At 75.8% G+C, this 252-nt stretch carries 1 protein-coding gene; it reads right to left on the reverse strand.

Annotated features, from left to right (window positions below):
- Positions 1 to 252 (reverse strand): DNA glycosylase AlkZ-like family protein (locus FJ658_RS15500; protein WP_141146242.1); only part of this gene is annotated, 252 nt, incomplete at both ends.

The following is a 252-nucleotide window of genomic DNA, read 5'->3' on the forward strand; positions in this document are numbered from 1 at the left end:
GGCCCGGTCGGCGTAGCCGAGCAGGTACTCGTCGAAGCCCGGCAGTGCGTGCACCCGGTCGGCGAGCGGTTCGAGCCCGGGCCGCATGAGGTACTCGACACCGTCGACCTCGAGCGCGTCGAGCCGGTCGCGCACGCGCGCGACGGCTGCGCGCACCGGCGTGAGGGGCAGTCCCGACCACCAGGCGAGGTCGGGCACGGATGCGGGGCCGTGGCCCGTGAAGTACCGCAGGGCGAGCTCGCCGAGGGCGGC

Source organism: Schumannella sp. 10F1B-5-1, assembly GCF_006517535.1.
In the GTDB taxonomy this organism is placed as follows: domain Bacteria; phylum Actinomycetota; class Actinomycetes; order Actinomycetales; family Microbacteriaceae; genus Schumannella.